This is a genomic window from Candidatus Pelagibacter sp. Uisw_106 (assembly GCF_047724975.1).
Lineage (GTDB): Bacteria > Pseudomonadota > Alphaproteobacteria > Pelagibacterales > Pelagibacteraceae > Pelagibacter.
On record NZ_CP159819.1, the window covers coordinates 1 to 20,522 of the forward strand.

Here is a 20,522-nt window from a genome sequence, read left to right on the forward strand (position 1 = left end):
TTTATTGCAAATATAGATTTTTTTTAATTTTGCTTTTATAAAATTATTTATTGCAAAAAAATTATTTTGCTTCTAACTGACCTTATTCCTACAAACTTTTATGACAAGTAAAAATACAACACAAAATTTAAAAAGCGTATCTTCTGAAGCTCTAGATTGGGCTGTAATTCAAAAAGATATGAAAAATAAACTAGGCAGCGATATATATGAAAGCTGGCTTAGAAAGATAGACTTTGTTGAGGAGATGAATAGTTATGTCTTACTTTCAGTTTCTACTAGATTTATTCGAGACTGGATTACCTCAAGATATTTAGATCAAATTTTGCAAATAGTAAAAATTTATAAGAAAGATTTAACAAGAATAGAGTTTAAGATTATTGAAAAAAACTCTGAAAATGAAATAGAAAATAATATTACTAAAAATGAAAATAATGAAAACGTATCCTTTATTAAAGATACATATTTGCAATACAACAGAATAGATCCAAATAAAAGATTTGATAATTTTATAACTGGAACAAGTAATAAACTAGCGTATGAAGCATCCATGAAAGTTTCAGAAAATATTTCTCATTATAATCCACTTTATATTTATGGAGGTGTTGGAATGGGTAAAACACATTTATTAAATTCAATTGGTCTTTCATTAAAAGAAAAAAATAAAGTGATGTTTATATCTGCTGAGAGATTTATGTATCAGTTTGTAAAATCAATTAAATCTAATGATATGGTAAAGTTTAAAGAGTATTTTAGAAATACTGACATATTATTGATAGATGACATTCAATTCATGAATGGTAAAGAAGCTATGCAAGAAGAGTTTTTTCATACATTTAATGCATTATTAGATAAAGGCTCACAAGTGATCATCTCGGCAGACAGAGCTCCAAACAAATTATCAAGAATTCAAGATAGAATTAAATCAAGATTTGCTGGAGGTCTTGTTGTTGATATACAAAAACCAGATTATGAACTTAGAAGTAAAATTGTTAAGCAAAAAACAGAGGAGCTAAACATTTTTTATTCAAATCAAGTAAATATTTCAGAAGAAATACAAAAATTCATAAGTACAGAAATAACTACAAGCATTAGAGAGTTAGTAGGAGCAATTAATAGAGTTGTTTCTTTTTCAAGGATTTACAACAAAGTTCCAAATTTATCAGAAGTTAAAGTAGTTTTAAAAGATCTATTAAATATTGGAGAGAACAAAGTAACAATAGATTTAATACAATCAACTGTATGTAAGTTCTTTAAAATTAGTAAAAGTGAAATGCTTTCTTCAAGAAGATCCAGATATCTTGTAAGACCAAGACAAATAGCAATATATTTAACAAAAATTTTGACATCCAAGTCATTGCCTGAGATTGGAAGAGAATTTTCTAATAGAGATCATACAACAATCATTCATTCGGTAAAAACTATTGAAAAATTGAAGGAAAAAGATCCAGAAATGACAAACAATATTAATAATCTAAAAAATCAGATATTGTATAATAAAGAAAATGAAATTTAACGTTAATCAACAAGATCTGCAACAAGCACTTAATTATTGCCAAGGCGTAATTGAAAAAAGAAGCACACTTCCTATTCTGTCAAATGTTTTATTAAATGCGAGTAATTCAAATTTAACAATTACTGCAACAGATTTAGATTTAATATTTATTCATCAAATTAACAATGTTGAAGTTATAGAAGAAGGAAACACGACTACTACGTCATCTATTATGTATGATATAATAAGAAAATTTTCATCAGGAAAAAAAATTAATTTATCTTTAACGGACGTAAGCAAGCTTCAAGTTGAATCTGAAAAATCTGTTTTCAATCTAAATTGTATTAGTGCATCTGAGTTTCCACTAACAGACGAAAACTTTAATCAAAATGAATTTTCTATAAAATCAAAACAATTACTAAAATTATTAAATAAATGTAAGTTTTCAGTTTCTAATGATGAAACTAGACACTATTTAAGTGGAATTTTTTTTCATCAAACACAAATTGAAGATAAAAATTTTTTAACAGCAGCAGCTACAGATAGTCATAGAATGTCAATTTCAAAAATAAGATTAGACCAGCAAGTAGATTTTGAACCAATAATACTTCCTAAAAAAACAATTTTTCAACTATGTTCGTTGTTAGAAAGTTATGATGGTGATGTTAAAATTTCAAATATTAAATCTAAGATAAAATTTGAACTAAATAATAGCATATTGATATCTAAGTTAATCGATGGAAAATTTCCAAATTATATTCAAGTAATACCTAAGAATAATCAAAAGAAACTAGAAATAGATTTAAAATTATTTTTAGACTCCGTTGATAGAGTTGCCTCAGTTTCATTGGATAAAAAAGATGGAGTTAAATTTAACTTGTCGAAAGACGTTTTAAACTTATCAGTTAACAACACAAATAGTGGTGATGGAAAAGAAAGTTTAACTGTAAAGTTTGAACATGATCTAGAAATAAGTTTTAATTCTAGATATTTAATTGATGTAGCATCACAACTTGATGGCGACAAGATTGAAATTTTTTTCAATGACACAGGATCTCCTGCATTAATTAAAGATCCGGGTGATTTTGATAGTATATTTGTTGTAATGCCTATGAAAGGCTAGTTCAAAGTATCAAGTTCAGAATAAATAGTATTTTCCAATTCCTTTGTAAAAATTTCTTTGCTCAACCCAGGTTCAATAGGTCTTAAAATTGAAACTGTTAGAATGGTATTAACTTTTTTTTGACCATGTTTTGGCCAAGTATTCCCAGAATTGATTGCAATTGGTTGACATGAAATATTTAATTCTTCATAAATTCTACCAGATCCTTTTTTAAAAGGAGTTCTATCTTCTGGAGATAGTCTTGTTCCTTGTGGAAAAATTATTAATGGTCTTTCTGATGAATTTACTTGATTAGAAATATCATCAAAAAAACCCAAGTTTTCTTTAGAAATTTTATTTCTTTTAATTGAAATTGATCCTATTTTTTTTAAATACCAGCCAAATATAGGAATCATTAGTAATTCTTTTTTTAAAATAAAAACAGGAGAATTAAAGATAGTTTGTAAAAAAAAAGTTTCAAACATTGATTGGTGTGAAGCAGCTATAAAAAACTTTTTTCCTCTAATTATGTTTTCTTTACCTTTAATGATTATCTTTGTTGATAAAAATATTTTTAAACATAGGGATGTCCAAAAACCCATAATTTTTCCACCAAATAAGACTATTTTTTTTGGTAGTAAAATTGCTGGTAAGAAGATTATGGAAATAAAAACTATTCCTGAGAAAAAAAATAATGAAAATAAAAAATTTCTTGTCATATTAATCAAAAACTAAATCAAATCTTTTAGTTTTTGTCTTTTCTTAATAATATTAATCTTTGATCCTTTAATTATTAACTCTGGCGGTTTTGGTCTTAAGTTGTAATTTGAGCTTAGTGACATTCCATAAGCCCCAACATCGCACATTACTACGAGATCTTTTTCCTTTAATTTCTGAAAACCTTTTATAGTTGTGAATTTGTCAGTACTTTCACAAATTGGTCCAACAAATTCATAAGTTTTTTTTGAAATATTATTACTTTTTACCACAGGTATAGTTTGGTGATTTGCACCATATAATGCTGGCCTCATAAGATCATTCATTGCAGCATCTAATATGATAAAGTCTTTTTTAATATTTTCTTTTATATAAATAACTTGAGAAATTAAAAATCCAATATTACCAACTATAGATCGCCCAGGTTCAAATATTATTTTTGCTTTTTGACCTTTTAAAAATTTTTGTATAGCAATGTTATATTTTTGATAGTTTAGTTTTTTACTATTTTTTTCATAAGAAATACCCATACCTCCACCTAGATCAATAAATTCAAAGGTATGAGCACTTTTTTTTATTATTTTATGTACTACATTGAGCATTTTTTCGTATGGTTTGTGATCTAAAATTTGACTGCCAATATGAACACTTAAGCATTTAAGATTAATATTTTTTGAATAATTTGTAAAATTTACTAATTCAAAAAAAGTTTTTTCATCCACACCAAATTTATTTTCTTTTTTTCCGGTTGAAATTTGTTTTAACGTCTTAGCATCTGTATTAGGATTAAGTCTTATGCCTATATTGACTATTTTTTTTTTTAATTTTGCGATTTTATCAATTTCAGCAATTTCACTTTTGGATTCAGCATTTATTAATAAAATTTTTTTATCAATTGCATAACTTATTTCAGCTGAAGTTTTACCCACCCCCGAAAAAACAATTTTTTTTGGGTTTATACCTGCTTTTAGAGCCATCATTAATTCACCCATTGAAACAACATCAGCTCCTAATCCTGATTTTCTAATTTCTCTTATTAGATTTACATTGGTATTAGATTTCACAGCAAAACAGATTAATGGAGAGAAAGAGCTAAAATTTTTTTTAAAGTTTTTTATGTTTTCTGTCAGCTGTTTATGTGAATAGCAATAAGTTGGCGTACCAAACTTTTTTGCTATTTTTTGAACTTTAACTTTTTCAATTGTTAAGTTTTTATCTATATATTTCATCAATCTATTGACTTAGGAAAAACCATTTCATTTCCGTCATATTGAGGATCTCCCTTTTTTCCACATGAAAATAAGAAAGAACAAAATATAGAAATTAAAATTAATTTTTTTATCATTTTAAGCTTTTTTATATTTCATTATCATTTTTTTAATATTATCAAAAGACGTTCCACCGTAAGATCTTTTAGAGTTTACAGAGTTTTTTACATTAAATATCTTTAAAACTTCAATTGTAAGCTTTGGTTCAATTTTCTTTAGCTCATCAATATTTAATTCATTCAATTTTTTCTTTTTCTTTTCTGCATAATTCACAATAGAAGCGGTAGTTTGGTATGCTTTTCTAAATGGCATTGAGTGATTTTTAACAAGATAGTCAGCTAAGTCAGTAGCTGTAATATAGCCTGAGTTAGCAAGGTCTAACATTTGTTGTTTGTTAGGTTTTAGATTTTTTAAAACCTCATTAAGGATAGCAATACTATTATTAAGAATTTCATTGGACTTGAAGAGTATTTCCTTGTCATCTTGAAGATCTTTAAAATAAGATATGGGAAGTCCTTTAAGAATTGTCAGCATTGAAAATAAATTTCCATAAACCATTCCAGTTTTTCCTCTTAAGTATTCTAACAAATCAGGATTTTTCTTTTGAGGCATTATTGAAGAACCAGTCACTACTTTGTCAGAAAGTGTAATTAAGTTGAATCCATCAGAGTTCCAAATAATAAGCTCTTCAGCGATTCTTGAAATATGCATCGAACAAACAGAAGCGCTGTATAAAAAATCTAAAACAAAATCTCTATCTGAAACAGTATCAATTGAATTATTAGTCGGTCTTTTAAATCCTAATTTCTTTGAAGTAAAATTTCTATCAATATTAAAAGAAGTACCTGTTAAGGCGGCAACACCCAACGGACTCTCTGATAAACTTTCTAGATTATAGGTAAATCTTTTTTTGTCTCTATTAAACATTTCGACATAAGACATTAAATAATGAGCAAAAGACACTGCTTGTGCATTTTTTAAGTGAGTAAATCCAGGCATTATGGTTTCAATATTTTTTTCTGAAATTTTGAGGATGGTCTTAATAATAATATCTAAATTCTTATTAATTTCTTTAGTTGCTGAAGTCGTCCACATTTTAAAATCAGTAATCACCTGATCATTTCTAGATCTAGCTGTGTGAACATATCCAGCCTCTTCTCCTATAATTTGAAATAACCTTTTTTCAATATTCATATGAATGTCTTCATACTTTCTATTATATTCAAATTTATTTTTTAAAATTTCTTTCTCAATTTTATTAAGTCCAAAAATTATTTTATTCTTGATTTTAAAAGAAATAATTTTTTGTCTAAATAACATCTCAACATGCACAATTGATCCTAAAATATCTTCTTGAAAAAGCTTTTTGTCAATATCTATTGAATTACCAACTTTTTGAAATAAGGTTGAGGCATCTTTTTTTATTCTCGATCCCCATATTGCCATATTGTTTTTATTTTTTACCATGATAATTAATTATACATATTTAGCATGAAATTATTATTAATATTTATCTACCTAATAACTAGCAACATTAGTTATGCTCAAGAAAAACCTAATATAAAAAATTTAGTTTTATCAAAAAATCCAAAAATATATGAAGAAGTAGTTTTTAAGGATTCAAATGATTACGACGTAAATTTAGATGATTTTAAAGGAAAATTGTTAATATTAAATTTTTGGGCTACTTGGTGTGCTCCCTGTAGAGAGGAGATGCCATCCCTAGATGACTTACAGTCAAATACTAATTTTGATAATTTAAAAATTTTTCCTATTAATATTGGCCAGGAAAATTTCTCTAAATCAGATTCTTTTTTTAAAGAACTAGGCATTCAAAATCTAGAAATATATTTTGATGCACCAATTACTCTGGCTAAAAAATTTTCTTTAAGAGGGGTTCCCACAACTATTTTATTTAATAAAAAAGGTGAAGAGTTTGGACGCATTATGGGATCTATTGATTTTAATAACTTAGAGTTTATTAATTGGCTAAAACAACACGATTAATTTTTAAAAAAATATGCAAAACAAACCAAAACAATTATGGCTATAAATTGAAAAAGTACTCTGTACTGCATTAATTTATTTGAATATTTTTTACTGGTCTCTCCTCCTTTAAATAGAGTTCCAATTCCCAATATTAATACAACAGCAACAACCATCAAAAGTACTATGCCGAGAATTTTAACTAACGTTCCAGAAATCATAATTATACTGTAGTATATTTTCTAAATAAAAAAACATAAAAAAACATCCATGACATTTTGTCTAACAACTACAATCATAAAACCAGAAGATAATATATCAATTAAGCATGTGGTAATTTTACTTCATGGATACGGTGGGGATGGAAAAGATATAAGTATGTTAACTTTAAATTGGAAAAGATTTCTACCAAATACAATCTTTTTATGTCCAAATGGACACGAAGAATGCACAATCAACCCAGCTGGTTTTCAATGGTTTGATTTAACCAAAGATGATCCAAGTTATATTTTAGAAGAATCTAAAAAAGCAGAAACTAAACTTCAAAAATATATTGAAGAGGTTAAAAGTGAGTACAATCTTAACAGCTCTCAAATTTGCTTATCTGGTTTTAGCCAGGGGTGTATGATGTCTATAAACCTAGGACTAACAAGCAGTGAAAACTATAATTGTATTGTTGGTTTTTCTGGTAAAATAATAAATCAAGACGATCTTAGCAAAAGAAAGACTTCTTCTACTAAAATGCTCTTGATACACGGTGATAAAGACGCAGTCGTGTCACCGACATTTTTATTAGAGGCAAAAGATTTTCTAATTAGAAATAATATTGAAGTTGAAACTAAAATGATAGAGAACTGTGAACATCATATTCCTGTTGAAGCCTCAAGTGCAGCTTTAAATTATATTAAAAATAATTTTCAAATATAATTAAATACTATTTATTGATAAATTAATTTTTTTCAGTTAGAATTTTTTTATAATGATTTTTAATGATCAAAGTTTATCTTTAGAGAAATGTCCCGCATTAGTCTTAAATGCTGATTACAGGCCTTTAAGCTATTATCCATTGTCTTTATGGAACTGGCAAGATTCTATAAAATCTGTTTTTTTAGATAGAGTTACCATAGTTAGCAATTATGACAGAGTTATTAGAAGCCCATCATTTAATATGAGATTGCCAAGTGTTATTGCATTAAAAAGTTTTATAAAACCACAGTCCAACCCTAGTTTCACTAGATTTAACGTTTTTTTAAGAGATAAATTTTCCTGTCAATACTGTGGAAGTGGTGAAGAGCTTACTTTTGACCATTTACTTCCAAGGTCTAAAGGAGGGCAAACCAATTGGGATAATGTTATAACCGCTTGCTCTTCATGCAATGTAAAAAAAGGTGGAAGGTTATTGAAAAATTTGGATATGAGCTTAAATCAGGAACCATATCAACCATCTACAGAAGACCTACACAAAAATGGTAAAAATTTCCCACCGAATTTCCTACACAAGAGCTGGATGGATTATTTGTATTGGGATGTTGAGTTAGAAGCTTAATTATATTTTTTCAGAAATATTAATAGCAATTTTTGATCCAGTTTTAATTAATTTATCTAAAATAGAATACATTCCTTTTTTAGTTGCACCTTCTTTATAGGCTATATCTTTATGATGCAGTTCATCTTCTCTAAACTTAATTATTTTTTCTTTTAATTTTTTCTCATCATTTTCTAATGCATTAATTTGATTTAGGTAATGTTCATCAATTACTTCTTCTACCGAAGCAGTGCATAACATAGCAGCTTTCTTTCCCAAGATTGTTGAACCAAAACCAAGCCCGACACCAAGTAAATCCCACAAAGGTAAGAATTTTGTTGGTTTTATATTTCTTTTTTTAATTTCATTTTCAAAGTACTCACAGTGCTCTTTTTCGTGGATTTTCATTTCTTCAATTTTCTTTTTTAAATTTTCATCTTTAACAAATGTATTTAGAGCCAGTAATTGACCTTCATAAATTTTTACCGCACCTCGTTCACCTGCGTGGTCAACTCGAATAAATTCTTTTACTTTTTCTTTATTTGTTTTTTTCATAAGTTAAGAAAAGTTTTATAGTTATAGTTGCAATTATTAAAGAGGTAAAAATATTAATTGTGGCAAGAGATAATCCCAAAATTTTAAAAGTTGCATCTTTACAGCTAACTGTGACTTCTTTTAGCTGATTTAGGAGTGCTTTTTTAGTCAAATCAGTATTGTTAGAATTTAAATCACAAACTAAAGATTCCTTTATGAAACCTTGCTCAATCCCAAAATGATAAAAGGATATAATGGACGCTATAATGAATGTAATACTTAAAATTATTAAAAAAAATCCTTCAAACTTTTGAATAAAAATGAAAAGCAAAATTATAACTATTGAAACGACATAAGGTATTCTTTCAATTAAACAAAGATTACAAGGTTGGTGACCCAAAATATACTCAATATAATAGGCTGCTGAGAGAGCAAAAATACTAAATAATAATATAAGATGAAGTGTAGTTTTTTGGTGAATCATGTTTGGTTATTTAATTATAAAATATATTAGTGCAAAAATTAATACAATTATAATACCCAAAATTGTAAACCATTTTGCAACATCAGTTTTCATAAATTTGCTAAAAATATAACCAAATCTATATGATAGGTATGAGACAATAAAAAATCTTAACCCTCTAGAAAATATACAAATAATGAAAAATATAGGCAAATTAAAACCAATCATGCCACTAGTTATTGTGAACACTTTAAAGGGCAAAGGTGTAAATCCAGCAAGAAATAAAGTAGCAAGCCACACATAAAGACCACCTCCTTCAGATAAGCTATTTTTAAGATTAATTACCTTTTCTTCATAATTATAAAACTCTACTACAACCATTCCAAGATCAAAAAAATAAGATCCAATGAAATACCCAAGGATACCTCCAAGTGAAGAAAATAAAGTAGCAATTAAAAAAATTTTTAAATAATCATTTTTTTTTGCAATAACCATTGGAGCAATCATAACGTCAGGTGGGATTGGAAAAAAAGAACTTTCAGTAAAAGATAAAATTGCAAGATAAGTATTTGATCTCTTATGTGCAGCAAGTTTTAAAGTTTTTTGATATAATTCATTAAGCATTTTTTTGTTTTTAATATAAATTATGTTCTTATACTATTTAATTTTATAGTTATAATAAGGAAAACAAAGGGCGAGTGGCGGAACTGGTAGACGCGCACGACTCAAAATCGTGTTTCGCAAGAAGTGAGAGTTCGATTCTCTCTTCGCCCACCAATATATTATGGAAATAAACAAAGTTAATAATTTATTAGAACTATTTTATAATCAATACCAAACACAAGATAAAACAAGTGTGTTTTTACAGTCCTTGAAAGAAGTTGAAAACAAATATTCTTGGGAGGACGTGTATTCGAATATCATTAAACTTTCTGAAGAAATATCAAAATATATAAAAAAAGGTGATAGATGCTTGTTAATATCAGAAAATAGACCTGAATGGTTGATATCAGATTTATCCATTATGCTTTCAGGAGGTGTAACGGTTCCAGCTTACACAACTTACACAGAAAGAGACTACGAGTATATAATTGATGATTGCTCGCCGACTGTTTTAATCGTTTCTGATAAAACACAGTATTTAAAAGTAAAAAATATAATATCTAAAAAAGAATTTATAAAAAAAATAATTTTTTTCGATGTAATTGAAGAGTTTAATCAAGAACTTCATGTAAATATTAATCAAATCTTTGCAAATAAAAACTTTAATTTGTTAAATTTTTCTGAAGTAAAAATTCAAAGAAAAGATGTTGCTTGTATAATTTATACATCTGGTACCCAGGGAAATCCAAAAGGAGTTATATTAAGCCATGGTGGAATTTTAAATAATTGTGAAGGAGCGCTTGGTTTATTAAAAGAGTTTATTTCAAAAAAACCTAAATTTTTAACATGGCTACCTCTTTCCCATTCATATGAGCATACAGTCCAATTCGTTCAAATAGTTGTTGGAGCACAGGTATTTTATGCTGAAAGTATAGAGAAACTTATAAAAAATATGGGGAATTGTTCTCCAGAGATAATGACGGCTGTTCCTAGATTTTATCAAAATTTACATCAAAAAATAAATACCAACTTTAGTAAAGCAACAGGAATAAAAAAATTTTTAATTTATCAAACCATTAAACTTGGAACAAAAAAATTAAATAGAGAACCATTTTCATTAATAGAAAGTTTAATAAATTTTATTTGTGACCTTTTGGTAAGAAAAAAGATTAAAGAGCAATTTGGCGGAAATTTAAAGGCATTTATTTCAGGAGGAGGAGCGCTAGATAAGGAAGTGGGTTACTTTTTAAATGCAATTGGTCTTCCAACGTTACAGGGGTATGGATTAACAGAAACATCTCCCGTGGTAAGCTGTAATTCTATTAATGAAATTAGAGTAGAAACTGTGGGCAAACCTTTTAAGGGAAATTTAGTTAAAATTGCAAATGATGGAGAGATTCTGGTTAAAGGAGAAAACGTTATGTTGGGTTACTGGAATAATGAAGAAGAAACAAATAAAGTTTTAAAAAATGGATGGCTGTCCACAGGTGACATAGGAGAGTTCGATGGTGAGTTCTTAAAAATAATAGATAGAAAAAAAGATATAATTATAACTCCGGGTGGAGATAATATTTCTCCAATTAAAATAGAGAGTGATTTAAATAAATCTAATTTCATAGAGCAAAGTTTAGTTTATGGTGATAATAAACCTTACCTAGTTTGTCTAATTGTTTTAAGTGCAGAATATAAAGATATAAAGAATGAAGAAATTGAAAAAGAATTAGAAAAAATAAATAAAAATTTAAGTAAAATAGAAAAAATAAAAAAATTTTTTGTAATTAAAAATCAATTTACAATTGAAAATAATATGATGACTCCTACTTTAAAATTAAAAAGATATAGAATTATAAAAACTTATCAAAACGAATTAGAAAAACTTTTTAATTCGTTTTTGTAAAAGACATTATTAGTCGCATAAACGCTAATGTTTTTTACATAATAAAAATATTAAAAAAAACTTTTTATTAAAAGTAAATTTGCAATTTACTAACTAATTAATGAATTGACATCACTTGTATAAAAAAATAAAAATAAGTTAACAACGAATCACTTTGATTCGTTTAACTTAAACAGGGAGCTAAAGATGGCTACAAAGAAAAAAGCTAAAAAAGCTAAAAAGAAAACTAAGAAAAAAGCTAAAAAAGCTAAAAAAGCGAAGAAAAGAAAAAGATAGTATCTTTGACTTTTCAAAAAACGCTTCTCATAACGTTATGTGTGAGAGGCGTTTTTTTTGCTCTAATTTCTAATCTTCAGTATCGGTAATTGGCCCTGAATCAGTGTCAGGTTCTGCAGCAGGTTCTTTAATCTTCGTTGGTGCAGCTATAGCTTTTGCTTGGCTTTCTAAATTTCTCTTTAATGCTTTATCTAATTTCTTCTGCGTATCTTCTAATGATACACCCATCACTATTTGAAATTCTGATAAAATTCTTTCATACGCTTTTTCAAATAATTGTCTCTCACTGTATGATTGATCAACCATTAAGTCGTCACCTTTATTTAAATCTCTAACAACTTCCGCAAGCTCATAGATTTTGCCTGAAGAAATCTTTGCTTCATATTCCTGTGCTCTTCTACTCCACATGGACCTTTTAATTTTTGGCTTACTTTTTAATATAGATATACATTTATTGACCTGATTTATTGTTGCAAGAGGTCTAAGATGAGATTGCTTATTTACAGGAACCATACCATTGGCTTTGTCTTTTTCAAACTTAAGAACATAAGTCTCAACATCAATTCCACCAATATTAATTTTTTTAAACTCTGTAATTTGGCCAACACCATGTTTTGGGTAAACAACATAATCTTTAACTTTATATTCTCTTTTTTCTGTGTCTTGTTTTTTTATTTTTTTAATCTCAGGCTTAACTTCATTACTTTTTGAAATTCTTAAATTATCAGTTTTTATATCTATTTTTGCTGGAGCAGCTTTTTTTGAAACTGTTTTTAAATTTTTTTTAATTTTAGTTATAGCTACTTTTGTTGCTTTAGTTTTTTTAACAACTTTAGTTTTAGGAGCTGTAGACTTTTTAACTACCTTTACTTTAGTTTTTTTTTTTACTTTTTTCTCAGGAGTTTTTTTAAAGATTTTCGCTAAAATATTTGTCGTACTTGTTTTCTTCATTTTTATACTTTTCATGATCCGCAGGTGGATCTTTTTTCTCAGTTATATTTGGCCAAATTTCACTATACTTTGTATTTATTTCAAGCCATTTTTCGCTTCCAGATTCAGTGTCTGCTACAATCGCATCTACTGGGCATTCTGGCTCGCAAACGCCACAATCTATACACTCCTCTGGTTTAATTACAAGCATATTGTTGCCTTCATAAAAGCAATCAACAGGACAGACTTCGACGCAGTCCATTAATTTACATTTAATGCATTTATCATTTACCAGGTATGTCATTTAGATAATTCTTTTTTTACTTTTTCTTTTAAGTCACCCATAGTCTTTGCATCTATATATAATAAACCAGCTAGTCTCCTCATCAAGTTTGTCTCATACATATCTGCATTATCATCTGAATAAATAATTTTCCATAGAGACTCAACAATTCTAATTTTATCTGATTCAGGAGCATTTTTGACCTCTCTTGTAAAACTTAGTATTTGGTTAGAATTTTCTTCAATAACTGAAGCTTCTGCAATCAATTTATCTATATTTGAAATTGTTGCACCCAATTCAATTAAAGTTTTTTTAATAATCTCTTTTTCTTTATCTTCATAATTTTCGTCAATTTTTGCTACATGAATTAATAAAGCAGCAATATTAGAATAAAATTTATCATCATTCACTGTATCCTTCTCTTTTTCTTTATTCTTAAAAAAGCTTATCATTAATTAAAATTAAAATTTTTTAATACTTTAAATGGATTATTTATAGAGACTGTCTTTTTAAAAGACTTTTTAATTTGTTTTTGTGGACTGTACCTAAAATAAATATCCTTGTCTCTTTCGACTGTTTTGTAATTCATTTTCTCAATTAATTTTTTAAAATTTTCTTTACTACATCCTAATAAATTAAGCATCTCTGGTACTAGTTTAATTTCTTTATCCTTTTTGGGGCTAGCGTTAATAATTAGCACAAACAATCTTTCTAGAATGTCAATTCTAACATAATAATTATCAAAATTTTCAAAGCCACAAAGAAGCATAAAATGTTTATCTCTTATATTCTTATCATCCAAAAAATTTAAGCCAAAAGTAGGAGGAGTTAAATTCAAGTTTTTTTGATTAAAGTTTTTCCATAGTAAGGTTCTTAAGGAAACAGCTTCAGGCTTTAGTAATCTAAATAAAAAAACATGGTATCTTCCAAATTTAACACCCAAATCTCTTAAAATTTTTCGCTCATCTTGACCAAGCTTCTTTAAGTATTCAGCTACTACTTCTCTTTTAATAACACCATTATTTTCATATAATTGGTAAGCCAATGCTTTAATGGAAGAGTTACTTTCTTTTAAATTTTTTAAGTCATTCAGACTTTTCAATACGAGCTTTATTTTTCCTTTAATCCAATTTCCAATAAACTCTGATAATTTTTGTTTGTCATCATTCTCCAGAATATCATCTACTATTAAAAATATATCAGGGTTTAAATAGTCTTTACCAGCTATCAATTTAGCAATTGGAAAATTTTTCCAATAAATTTTAAAATCATCTTTTATTTCTATCAACCCTGTATCAATAATAGATTGAATTCTTTTTTGCAGTTCTGGGCCCACAGTTTGTCTTGCTGCTTTTTTTAATGACTTAATATCAGTTTCAAGCGCACCAGCTTTTAAATCTATCTCAAACCTTAAACCTTTCAAATCACCAATAAACTGCTCATCAATTATTACTTTATTATCTTCCATTATCTCAGTTTTAAATTCTATATCCTGTTTTAATCCCCTTGCAAGCACACTTGCTCTTTTATCAATAAAAGTTTTAGTAAGTTCTTCATGTAATCTGTCAGATAATCTGTCTTCTAATAGTTTAGTTTTCTCTATCCAATAACTTTGACTTTCAACCCAATTAATTTTATTTGAAACATATGACCAAGTTCTAACATTTGCAATTCTATTTGATAAAGAATCAACATTTCCTTCTAATTTATCCAACTTTATTAACTGTAATCTCATATAATCATTAGTAATTTTGCCATCTTTACCATTTAAAAAGCTAAAAACCTTACTAACCACTTCAAGATGGTTACCATAAGTTTTTTTTACAAAATCTGGAATTTGACAACATTCCCAAAGTAATTCCAATGTTTCTTGGTCATTTTTAATGTTGTGACCATCCATATCTTTTAAAAAATATTTTAAAAGTTTTTCATCTCCGCACTCATGTATTTTTCTTAACCAATCTCTATTAGGCTTTTCTTCAAGTGATTTAACTAAACTTAAAGCGTTATTAAAATTTAAATTAGAATTTCTCCAAAAAAGCATCTTAATTTCTTCAAATTTGTGATTTTCGAGCAGCTCAACCTCCTCTGCAGAAATCTCTTTACATTCACCAGTAATTCCAAAATTTCCATCATTTAAATATCTGCCAGCTCTTCCAGCAATTTGTCCAATTTCAGACATGTTAAGACGCCTTAACTTTCTTCCATCAAATTTTTTTAAATTTGAAAAAAAAACATTTTCTAAATCCATATTAATTCCCATTCCAATTGCATCAGTTGCAACAAGAAAATCAACATCACCAGACTGATATAATTGAACTTGAGCATTTCTCGTTTTAGGGCTTAATGACCCCATAACAATAGCTGCTCCACCTTTTTGTCTTCTAACAAGTTCTGCAATTGCATAAACTTCTTCAGTTGAAAAAGCTATTATTGCTGTCTTCCTATTTATTCTTGAAATTTTTTTATGACCTACATATGAAAGTTGAGAAAGTCTTTCTCTGTTTATAAATTCAGTATCCTCATCTAGTTTATTTACTATACTTTTAATAGTGCTTGAACCCATAAGCATTGTTAGTTTTTCTCCACGAAGATTTAATAATCTATCAGTAAAAATATGACCTCTTTCATGATCTGCACACATTTGTATTTCGTCTATCCCAACAAAATCTAAATGTTTATTAATTGGCATAGACTCAACTGTACAAAGAAAATATTTTGCATTTGCAGGGATAATTTTTTCTTCACCAGTAATTAAAGCAACTTTATCTATGCTTATTTTTTCAATAATTTTGTCATACACTTCACGTGCAAGCAGTCTTAGAGGGAAGCCAATCATACCCGAATCAAAAGAAAGCATAGTTTCAATTGCTAAGTAAGTTTTACCGGTATTTGTTGGACCGAGAACAGCTGTGATTTTATTTTTAGACATTTCTATTGATGGTACCTCTAATATTTTCTCCACCACATATTGTTGCTCATAAAGAACAAAAATAGACTAAAACATGACCGAATCGTAAGGATAAAAGTTCTCATTTACTCTTTATACACTAATTAATTTAACATAATAAAAAACAATTCTGTATTAGTATTTTGTAGCAAAGTTATGAATAAAAAATTGTGGGAAGCGTCACCTAGTCAGAAAAAAAAATCTCTTTTATCGAGCTATGAGCAATTCATTTCAAAAAAATTCAAAAAAAGATTTAATCAAAAATATGACAATATTTTAAAATGGAGCATTGAAAACCCAGGTAATTTTTGGAGTTCAATTTGGGATTTTTCTGAAATTAAAGGATTTAAGAGTAAAATTAAAATAAAAAAATCAAAGATATTTTATAAAAATAAATTTTTACCAAATTCAAAATTAAACTTTGCTGAAAATTTACTCTCAAAAAATAATAATAATAAAGCAATAACATTCGTTAGCGAGAATGGTTTTCGAGAAGAAAGAAGCTGGTACGAACTAAACATTAATGTAAGTAAAATATCTAAATTTTTAAAAAGTATTAAAATTAAAAAAAAAGATAGGGTTGCAGCATATATGCCCAATACTATTGAGACTATTGAGGCATTCATAGCCTCCTCTTCTTTAGGAGCAATATGGTCCTCATGCTCACCAGATTTTGGTGTTAAAGGTGTAGTAGAACGTTTTTCACAAATCAGCCCTAAAGTTTTATTTGTAGTAGATAAGTATTTTTATAATGGAAAAATAATAAATATTTTAGAAAGAGTTCCTCTAATTTTAAAAGAGATACCTTCTATCGAATATGTTGTCATTGTTAATTACCCAGGAGAAAAATATTTAGAAAATAAATATACATCTAAAAAATCAAAAGTACTTAAATGGAGTGAGTTAATAAAACAAGAATCTGAAGAGATTCAATTTCCTAAATTTGATTTTGAACAAGATCTTGCAATCTTATATTCAAGTGGAACCACAGGAAAACCAAAATGTATATGTCATAGGAGTGGAGGAGTTTTGCTTCAGCATAAAAAAGAGCATCAGCTCCATTGTGATATCAGAGAAGGTGATAATGTTTTTTATTTTACTACTTGTGGATGGATGATGTGGAACTGGCTGGTAAGTGTCTTAGCTTCAAAAGCATCAATTGTTTTATTTGATGGATCGCCAATGTATAAAAAAGATGATTTACTGTTAAAAATAGCTGAGAAAGAAAAAATTACTTTATTTGGTATTAGTGCAAAATATGTTGATGCTCTTCGTAAATCTAAGCCCACTTTAAAATATAAGTATAAATTGTCAAAATTAAGAACAATTTGTTCTACTGGATCCCCATTATCAAATGATGGGTTTAAATTTGTGTACGAGAACATAAAAAAAAATGTTCATTTATCCTCTATATCTGGAGGCACCGATATTGTTTCTTGTTTTGTCCTGGGAAATTTATACCAGCCGGTAATTCTAGGCGAAATACAAAATAAAGGTTTAGGTATGAATGTTGATGTTTTTAATGAAAAGGGTGAATCTTTAAAAAATAAAAAAGGAGAGCTAGTTTGTAAGAGCTCTTTCCCATCAATGCCTTTAAAGTTCTGGAATGATAAAAATGATATTAAATTTAAAAAAGCATATTTTAATAATTTTTTAAACACATGGTATCACGGTGATTATGCGGAAATAAAGAAAGGTGGGGGCTTTATTATCCATGGTAGATCAGATACAACACTTAACCCTGGAGGAGTGAGACTCGGAACTGCAGAAATATACTCTGAGGTAGAAAAATTTATAGAAATCAAAGAGTCCATTGTTATTGGTCAAGCATGGGATAATGACGTGAGAATTATTTTATTTATAGTTTTAAACCCCAAACACGTGTTGGACGAAGATTTATTAAAAAAAATTAGAATACAAATTAGAAAAAATGCATCTCCAAGACATGTTCCATCTAAAATTATAGTAGTTGGAGACATTCCAAGAACTAAAAATGGAAAAATAGTTGAACTAGCTGTAAAAAATACAATAGAAGGAAATGAAATTAAAAATAAAGAAGCGCTAGCAAATCCAAGAGTTTTAGATCAATATAAAGATTTAAAGGAATTAAATTATTAAATGTTAAAAAATATAGTTAAAGGTCTAGAACCATCCTCTACTTTAAAAATTAATGAAATCTCTAGAAAGCTAGAAGATAAAGGTGAAAAAATATTTAAATTTGGATTTGGCCAATCTCCATTCCAAGTACCAACTGATATTGTTAATGCGTTAAAAGATAATGCCCATCAAAATAAATATTTACCAATGCAAGGTCTTAATGAGCTTAGGGATGCTGTTGCAAAATATACATCAGTTAAAAAAGATTATAATTACAAACCTGAAAATGTAATTATAGGTCCTGGCTCAAAAGAATTGATGTTTTTACTACACATTTTATTTGATGGAGAAATAATATTGCCAGCACCAAGTTGGGTTTCTTATGCTCCACAAGCAATTCTTGGAAGAAATAAAATTCAATCAATTCAAACAAAAAGAGAAAATAATTGGTTTCCTACTGGATCTGAAATTGAAGAAGTTATTTTAAGGGATAAAAATAAAAACTATCTATTATTTTTGAATTCACCAAACAATCCATCAGGGCAGATTTGTAAAAATCTAGAAGAAATTAGTGAGATTGCTAAAAAATATAATCTTATTATTTTATCAGATGAAATTTATTCTGAGTTGAGTTTTGATGAAGGGTTCAAATCTATTTCAAGTTTTTGTCCTGAAAAAACTATTATAAGCACGGGTTTAAGTAAATGGTGTGGTGCAGGTGGGTGGAGATTGGGTTATTTTGTAGTTCCAGACTCTTTAAATATTTTAAAAAATTCAATTAATGTTTTAGCCAGTGAAACTTTTTCTGCTGTCAGTGCGCCAATTCAATATGCTGCAATTACTGCTTATACAAGTGATCATAGTAAATATATTGATAGTTCTAAAAATATTCTTAAAGCAGTTGGTAATTATGTTTATGAAAATCTAAAATCAAACAAGGTTTTAATTAATAAGCCCCAAGGTGGGTTTTATCTTATGCCAGAATTTTTAAATAAAAAATTTAATACATCATCAGAAATGTGTGACAATATTTTAAAGGAGACAGGTGTAGCGTTATTGCCAGGATCAGACTTTGGTTTTGAGAAAAATAAGATGTTAGCAAGGTTAAGCTTTACAGATTTTGATGGTCAAAATTTTATGAATCAAACTCAAAATGGAAAAAAAATTGATGATAGTTTAATTTTAAAACTTGCACCTAAGATTGTTGAGGGTGTGGACAAGTTAAAAAAATGGTCAACATCAACATAACTACCAGCTATACATACTCACTTAATTACTGTTAAATTTAATTAATAAAAATAACGATATAGAGGAGAGAACATGAAAAAAATAATAACATCTCTATCAAGTGCTCTACTAATTTTTGTTGCATCTTTATCTTTTACTGGTGTTGCAAAATCTGCAGAGTTCTTCACGATAGGAACGGGCGGACCAACTGGAGTATATTTCCAAACTGGTAACGCAATTTGCAAAATGTTGCACAAATCAGCAATTGCTAAAGAACACGGAAGAAAAAAAGGTATAGATAAAGCTTACAGATGTACTGCACCTTCAACTGGTGGATCGAATTATAATATTGGTCAAATCGCAGCTGGTGAATTTCAATTTGGTGTAGCTCAGTCTGACTGGCAATATCATGCTGTAAATGGATCAAGCAAGTGGGAAGGAAAAAAGTTTGACGGTTTAAGAGCTGTTTTTTCAGTACACAACGAACCTTTTCAAATTTGGGCAAGAAAAAAAGCAAAAGTTAAAGATTTTGCTGGCCTTAAAGGAAAAGTTGTAAACATTGGTAACGCTGGTTCAGGTCAAAGAGGAACTATGGAAGTGCTAATGGATGCAAAGGGAGTTAATAATAGCTTCTTTAAATCTACTACAGAGCTGACTTCATCTGAGCAAGTAAAAGCTTTATGTGATGGTAAGATTGATGCTTTTGGTTATTCAGTAGGATTTCCAAATGGAGCAATGGAAAATGCAGCTTCTTGTGGAGCAAAAGCTTTGCCTATCAACTTAACAGGTCCTGAAGTTCAAGGACTAATTGATGGTGCTGCTTATTATGCTAAAGCTGTAATCCCTAAAGGAACTTACACAGGACAGAAAAAAGATGTAACTACTTTTGGTGTTAAGGCTACTGTTGTAACTAGTAATGCTGTTGAAGCAGATCTTGTTTATTTAGTAGTAAAAGCAGTTTTTGAAAACTTTGATGATTTCAAAAAACAACATCCTGCTTTTTCTTCTTTAAAAAAAGAAGATATGGTTGCTGATGGTTTGTCAGCTCCATTACACCCAGGTGCAATTAAATATTATAAAGAAGCTGGATTAATGTAGTCCAACTCCTTAATTAAATTAAAAGGCCTGATATATTTATCGGGCCTTTTTTTTGTTATAGAGTATCATTTTAA

At 28.1% G+C, this 20,522-nt stretch carries 20 protein-coding genes and 1 tRNA gene; 10 read left to right on the forward strand and 11 right to left on the reverse strand.

The window, feature by feature from the left end:
* The first annotated feature begins 100 nt into the window (after positions 1-100).
* Positions 101-1,513, forward strand: a complete 1,413-nt coding sequence (dnaA, locus tag ABXT45_RS00005; protein WP_415313567.1) for a chromosomal replication initiator protein DnaA — start codon at positions 101-103, stop codon at positions 1,511-1,513.
* Positions 1,503-2,615 carry a DNA polymerase III subunit beta gene (gene dnaN / locus ABXT45_RS00010; RefSeq protein WP_415313568.1) on the forward strand — a complete coding sequence of 371 codons (1,113 nt, stop codon included), beginning with the start codon at positions 1,503-1,505 and terminating at the stop codon, positions 2,613-2,615. Before dnaA ends, dnaN begins: the two co-directional genes overlap by 11 nt.
* Here the strand turns inward: dnaN and ABXT45_RS00015 are convergent.
* From ABXT45_RS00015 to argH, 3 genes are all read right to left on the reverse strand, one after another.
* A complete protein-coding gene (locus ABXT45_RS00015; protein WP_415313570.1) occupies positions 2,612-3,313 on the reverse strand; it encodes a lysophospholipid acyltransferase family protein in 702 nt (233 codons plus the stop codon). The genes dnaN and ABXT45_RS00015 overlap by 4 nt on opposite strands.
* Before the next feature lie 12 nt (positions 3,314-3,325).
* Positions 3,326-4,540: a diaminopimelate decarboxylase gene (gene lysA, locus ABXT45_RS00020; RefSeq protein ID WP_415313572.1), complete on the reverse strand. Its 1,215-nt coding sequence runs from the start codon at positions 4,538-4,540 to the stop codon at positions 3,326-3,328.
* A gap of 117 nt (positions 4,541-4,657) precedes the next feature.
* Positions 4,658-6,046: an argininosuccinate lyase gene (gene argH / locus ABXT45_RS00025; protein ID WP_415313574.1), complete on the reverse strand. Its 1,389-nt coding sequence runs from the start codon at positions 6,044-6,046 to the stop codon at positions 4,658-4,660.
* Between the two features lie 24 nt (positions 6,047-6,070).
* Here argH and ABXT45_RS00030 point away from each other — a divergent pair, with 24 nt between their 5' ends.
* The gene (locus ABXT45_RS00030; RefSeq protein WP_415313575.1) at positions 6,071-6,586 is read left to right on the forward strand and encodes a TlpA family protein disulfide reductase; all 516 of its coding nucleotides are present in this window, start codon (positions 6,071-6,073) and stop codon (positions 6,584-6,586) included.
* Here the strand turns inward: ABXT45_RS00030 and ABXT45_RS00035 are convergent.
* Positions 6,583-6,786 carry a twin transmembrane helix small protein gene (locus tag ABXT45_RS00035; RefSeq protein WP_415313577.1) on the reverse strand — a complete coding sequence of 68 codons (204 nt, stop codon included), beginning with the start codon at positions 6,784-6,786 and terminating at the stop codon, positions 6,583-6,585. The two genes, ABXT45_RS00030 and ABXT45_RS00035, sit on opposite strands and share 4 nt — an antisense overlap.
* A gap of 49 nt (positions 6,787-6,835) precedes the next feature.
* Here ABXT45_RS00035 and ABXT45_RS00040 point away from each other — a divergent pair, with 49 nt between their 5' ends.
* The gene (locus tag ABXT45_RS00040) at positions 6,836-7,492 is read left to right on the forward strand and encodes an alpha/beta hydrolase (RefSeq protein WP_415313579.1); all 657 of its coding nucleotides are present in this window, start codon (positions 6,836-6,838) and stop codon (positions 7,490-7,492) included.
* Between the two features lie 52 nt (positions 7,493-7,544).
* Entirely contained in the window at positions 7,545-8,111 is a 567-nt protein-coding gene (locus tag ABXT45_RS00045) for an HNH endonuclease (RefSeq protein WP_415284730.1), read from the forward strand.
* On the opposite strand, the gene ABXT45_RS00050 is transcribed toward ABXT45_RS00045, so the two are convergent.
* From ABXT45_RS00050 to ABXT45_RS00060, 3 genes are read right to left on the reverse strand one after another with little or no spacing between them, the layout of a single operon-like run.
* Positions 8,112-8,645: a demethoxyubiquinone hydroxylase family protein gene (locus ABXT45_RS00050; RefSeq protein WP_415284731.1), complete on the reverse strand. Its 534-nt coding sequence runs from the start codon at positions 8,643-8,645 to the stop codon at positions 8,112-8,114.
* Positions 8,629-9,108, reverse strand: coding sequence for a disulfide bond formation protein B (locus tag ABXT45_RS00055; RefSeq protein ID WP_415313581.1), 480 nt, complete (start codon positions 9,106-9,108; stop codon positions 8,629-8,631). The genes ABXT45_RS00050 and ABXT45_RS00055 overlap by 17 nt, the downstream gene beginning before the upstream one ends.
* A gap of 6 nt (positions 9,109-9,114) precedes the next feature.
* Entirely contained in the window at positions 9,115-9,711 is a 597-nt protein-coding gene (locus ABXT45_RS00060) for a YqaA family protein (protein WP_415313582.1), read from the reverse strand.
* Between the two features lie 68 nt (positions 9,712-9,779).
* On the opposite strand from ABXT45_RS00060, the gene ABXT45_RS00065 reads away from it, so the two are divergent.
* Together ABXT45_RS00065 and ABXT45_RS00070 are read left to right on the forward strand one after the other, a co-directional pair.
* Positions 9,780-9,864: transfer RNA gene (locus ABXT45_RS00065), tRNA-Leu, on the forward strand.
* Between the two features lie 7 nt (positions 9,865-9,871).
* On the forward strand, positions 9,872-11,587 hold the full coding sequence (locus ABXT45_RS00070; RefSeq protein ID WP_415313584.1) for an AMP-dependent synthetase/ligase: 1,716 nt from the start codon (positions 9,872-9,874) through the stop codon (positions 11,585-11,587).
* Between the two features lie 345 nt (positions 11,588-11,932).
* On the opposite strand, the gene ABXT45_RS00075 is transcribed toward ABXT45_RS00070, so the two are convergent.
* The 4 genes from ABXT45_RS00075 to ABXT45_RS00090 are packed head-to-tail and all read right to left on the reverse strand — an operon-like array spanning position 11,933 to position 16,008.
* The gene (locus ABXT45_RS00075) at positions 11,933-12,829 is read right to left on the reverse strand and encodes a CarD family transcriptional regulator (RefSeq protein WP_415313586.1); all 897 of its coding nucleotides are present in this window, start codon (positions 12,827-12,829) and stop codon (positions 11,933-11,935) included.
* Entirely contained in the window at positions 12,771-13,097 is a 327-nt protein-coding gene (gene fdxA / locus ABXT45_RS00080) for a ferredoxin FdxA (protein WP_415290644.1), read from the reverse strand. Before fdxA ends, ABXT45_RS00075 begins: the two co-directional genes overlap by 59 nt.
* The gene (locus ABXT45_RS00085) at positions 13,094-13,528 is read right to left on the reverse strand and encodes a TerB family tellurite resistance protein (protein WP_415313588.1); all 435 of its coding nucleotides are present in this window, start codon (positions 13,526-13,528) and stop codon (positions 13,094-13,096) included. Before ABXT45_RS00085 ends, fdxA begins: the two co-directional genes overlap by 4 nt.
* Complete coding sequence (locus ABXT45_RS00090) at positions 13,528-16,008, reverse strand: helicase-related protein (protein WP_415313590.1); 2,481 nt, start codon at positions 16,006-16,008, stop codon at positions 13,528-13,530. Before ABXT45_RS00090 ends, ABXT45_RS00085 begins: the two co-directional genes overlap by 1 nt.
* 174 nt (positions 16,009-16,182) lie before the next feature.
* Between ABXT45_RS00090 and ABXT45_RS00095 the strand changes: the two genes are divergently transcribed.
* The 3 genes from ABXT45_RS00095 (at position 16,183) to ABXT45_RS00105 (ending at position 20,448) form a co-directional block, all read left to right on the forward strand.
* On the forward strand, positions 16,183-18,144 hold the full coding sequence (locus tag ABXT45_RS00095; RefSeq protein ID WP_415313592.1) for an acetoacetate--CoA ligase: 1,962 nt from the start codon (positions 16,183-16,185) through the stop codon (positions 18,142-18,144).
* On the forward strand, positions 18,145-19,371 hold the full coding sequence (locus ABXT45_RS00100) for a pyridoxal phosphate-dependent aminotransferase (protein ID WP_415313593.1): 1,227 nt from the start codon (positions 18,145-18,147) through the stop codon (positions 19,369-19,371).
* Positions 19,372-19,443: 72 nt separating this feature from the next.
* Entirely contained in the window at positions 19,444-20,448 is a 1,005-nt protein-coding gene (locus ABXT45_RS00105) for a TAXI family TRAP transporter solute-binding subunit (protein ID WP_271492790.1), read from the forward strand.
* Positions 20,449-20,522: the final 74 nt, after the last annotated feature.

Excerpts from the sequence above, each read along its gene's own strand:
- dnaA (WP_415313567.1), top strand. The coding sequence starts at position 101 with ATGACAAGTAAAAATACAACACAAAATTTAAAAAGCGTATCTTCTGAA.
- dnaN (WP_415313568.1), top strand. The coding sequence starts at position 1,503 with ATGAAATTTAACGTTAATCAACAAGATCTGCAACAAGCACTTAATTAT.
- ABXT45_RS00015 (WP_415313570.1), bottom strand. The coding sequence starts at position 3,313 with ATGACAAGAAATTTTTTATTTTCATTATTTTTTTTCTCAGGAATAGTT.
- lysA (WP_415313572.1), bottom strand. The coding sequence starts at position 4,540 with ATGAAATATATAGATAAAAACTTAACAATTGAAAAAGTTAAAGTTCAA.
- argH (WP_415313574.1), bottom strand. The coding sequence starts at position 6,046 with ATGGTAAAAAATAAAAACAATATGGCAATATGGGGATCGAGAATAAAA.
- ABXT45_RS00030 (WP_415313575.1), top strand. The coding sequence starts at position 6,071 with ATGAAATTATTATTAATATTTATCTACCTAATAACTAGCAACATTAGT.
- ABXT45_RS00035 (WP_415313577.1), bottom strand. The coding sequence starts at position 6,786 with ATGATTTCTGGAACGTTAGTTAAAATTCTCGGCATAGTACTTTTGATG.
- ABXT45_RS00040 (WP_415313579.1), top strand. The coding sequence starts at position 6,836 with ATGACATTTTGTCTAACAACTACAATCATAAAACCAGAAGATAATATA.
- ABXT45_RS00045 (WP_415284730.1), top strand. The coding sequence starts at position 7,545 with ATGATTTTTAATGATCAAAGTTTATCTTTAGAGAAATGTCCCGCATTA.
- ABXT45_RS00050 (WP_415284731.1), bottom strand. The coding sequence starts at position 8,645 with ATGAAAAAAACAAATAAAGAAAAAGTAAAAGAATTTATTCGAGTTGAC.
- ABXT45_RS00055 (WP_415313581.1), bottom strand. The coding sequence starts at position 9,108 with ATGATTCACCAAAAAACTACACTTCATCTTATATTATTATTTAGTATT.
- ABXT45_RS00060 (WP_415313582.1), bottom strand. The coding sequence starts at position 9,711 with ATGCTTAATGAATTATATCAAAAAACTTTAAAACTTGCTGCACATAAG.
- ABXT45_RS00070 (WP_415313584.1), top strand. The coding sequence starts at position 9,872 with ATGGAAATAAACAAAGTTAATAATTTATTAGAACTATTTTATAATCAA.
- ABXT45_RS00075 (WP_415313586.1), bottom strand. The coding sequence starts at position 12,829 with ATGAAAAGTATAAAAATGAAGAAAACAAGTACGACAAATATTTTAGCG.
- fdxA (WP_415290644.1), bottom strand. The coding sequence starts at position 13,097 with ATGACATACCTGGTAAATGATAAATGCATTAAATGTAAATTAATGGAC.
- ABXT45_RS00085 (WP_415313588.1), bottom strand. The coding sequence starts at position 13,528 with ATGATAAGCTTTTTTAAGAATAAAGAAAAAGAGAAGGATACAGTGAAT.
- ABXT45_RS00090 (WP_415313590.1), bottom strand. The coding sequence starts at position 16,008 with ATGTCTAAAAATAAAATCACAGCTGTTCTCGGTCCAACAAATACCGGT.
- ABXT45_RS00095 (WP_415313592.1), top strand. The coding sequence starts at position 16,183 with ATGAATAAAAAATTGTGGGAAGCGTCACCTAGTCAGAAAAAAAAATCT.
- ABXT45_RS00100 (WP_415313593.1), top strand. The coding sequence starts at position 18,145 with ATGTTAAAAAATATAGTTAAAGGTCTAGAACCATCCTCTACTTTAAAA.
- ABXT45_RS00105 (WP_271492790.1), top strand. The coding sequence starts at position 19,444 with ATGAAAAAAATAATAACATCTCTATCAAGTGCTCTACTAATTTTTGTT.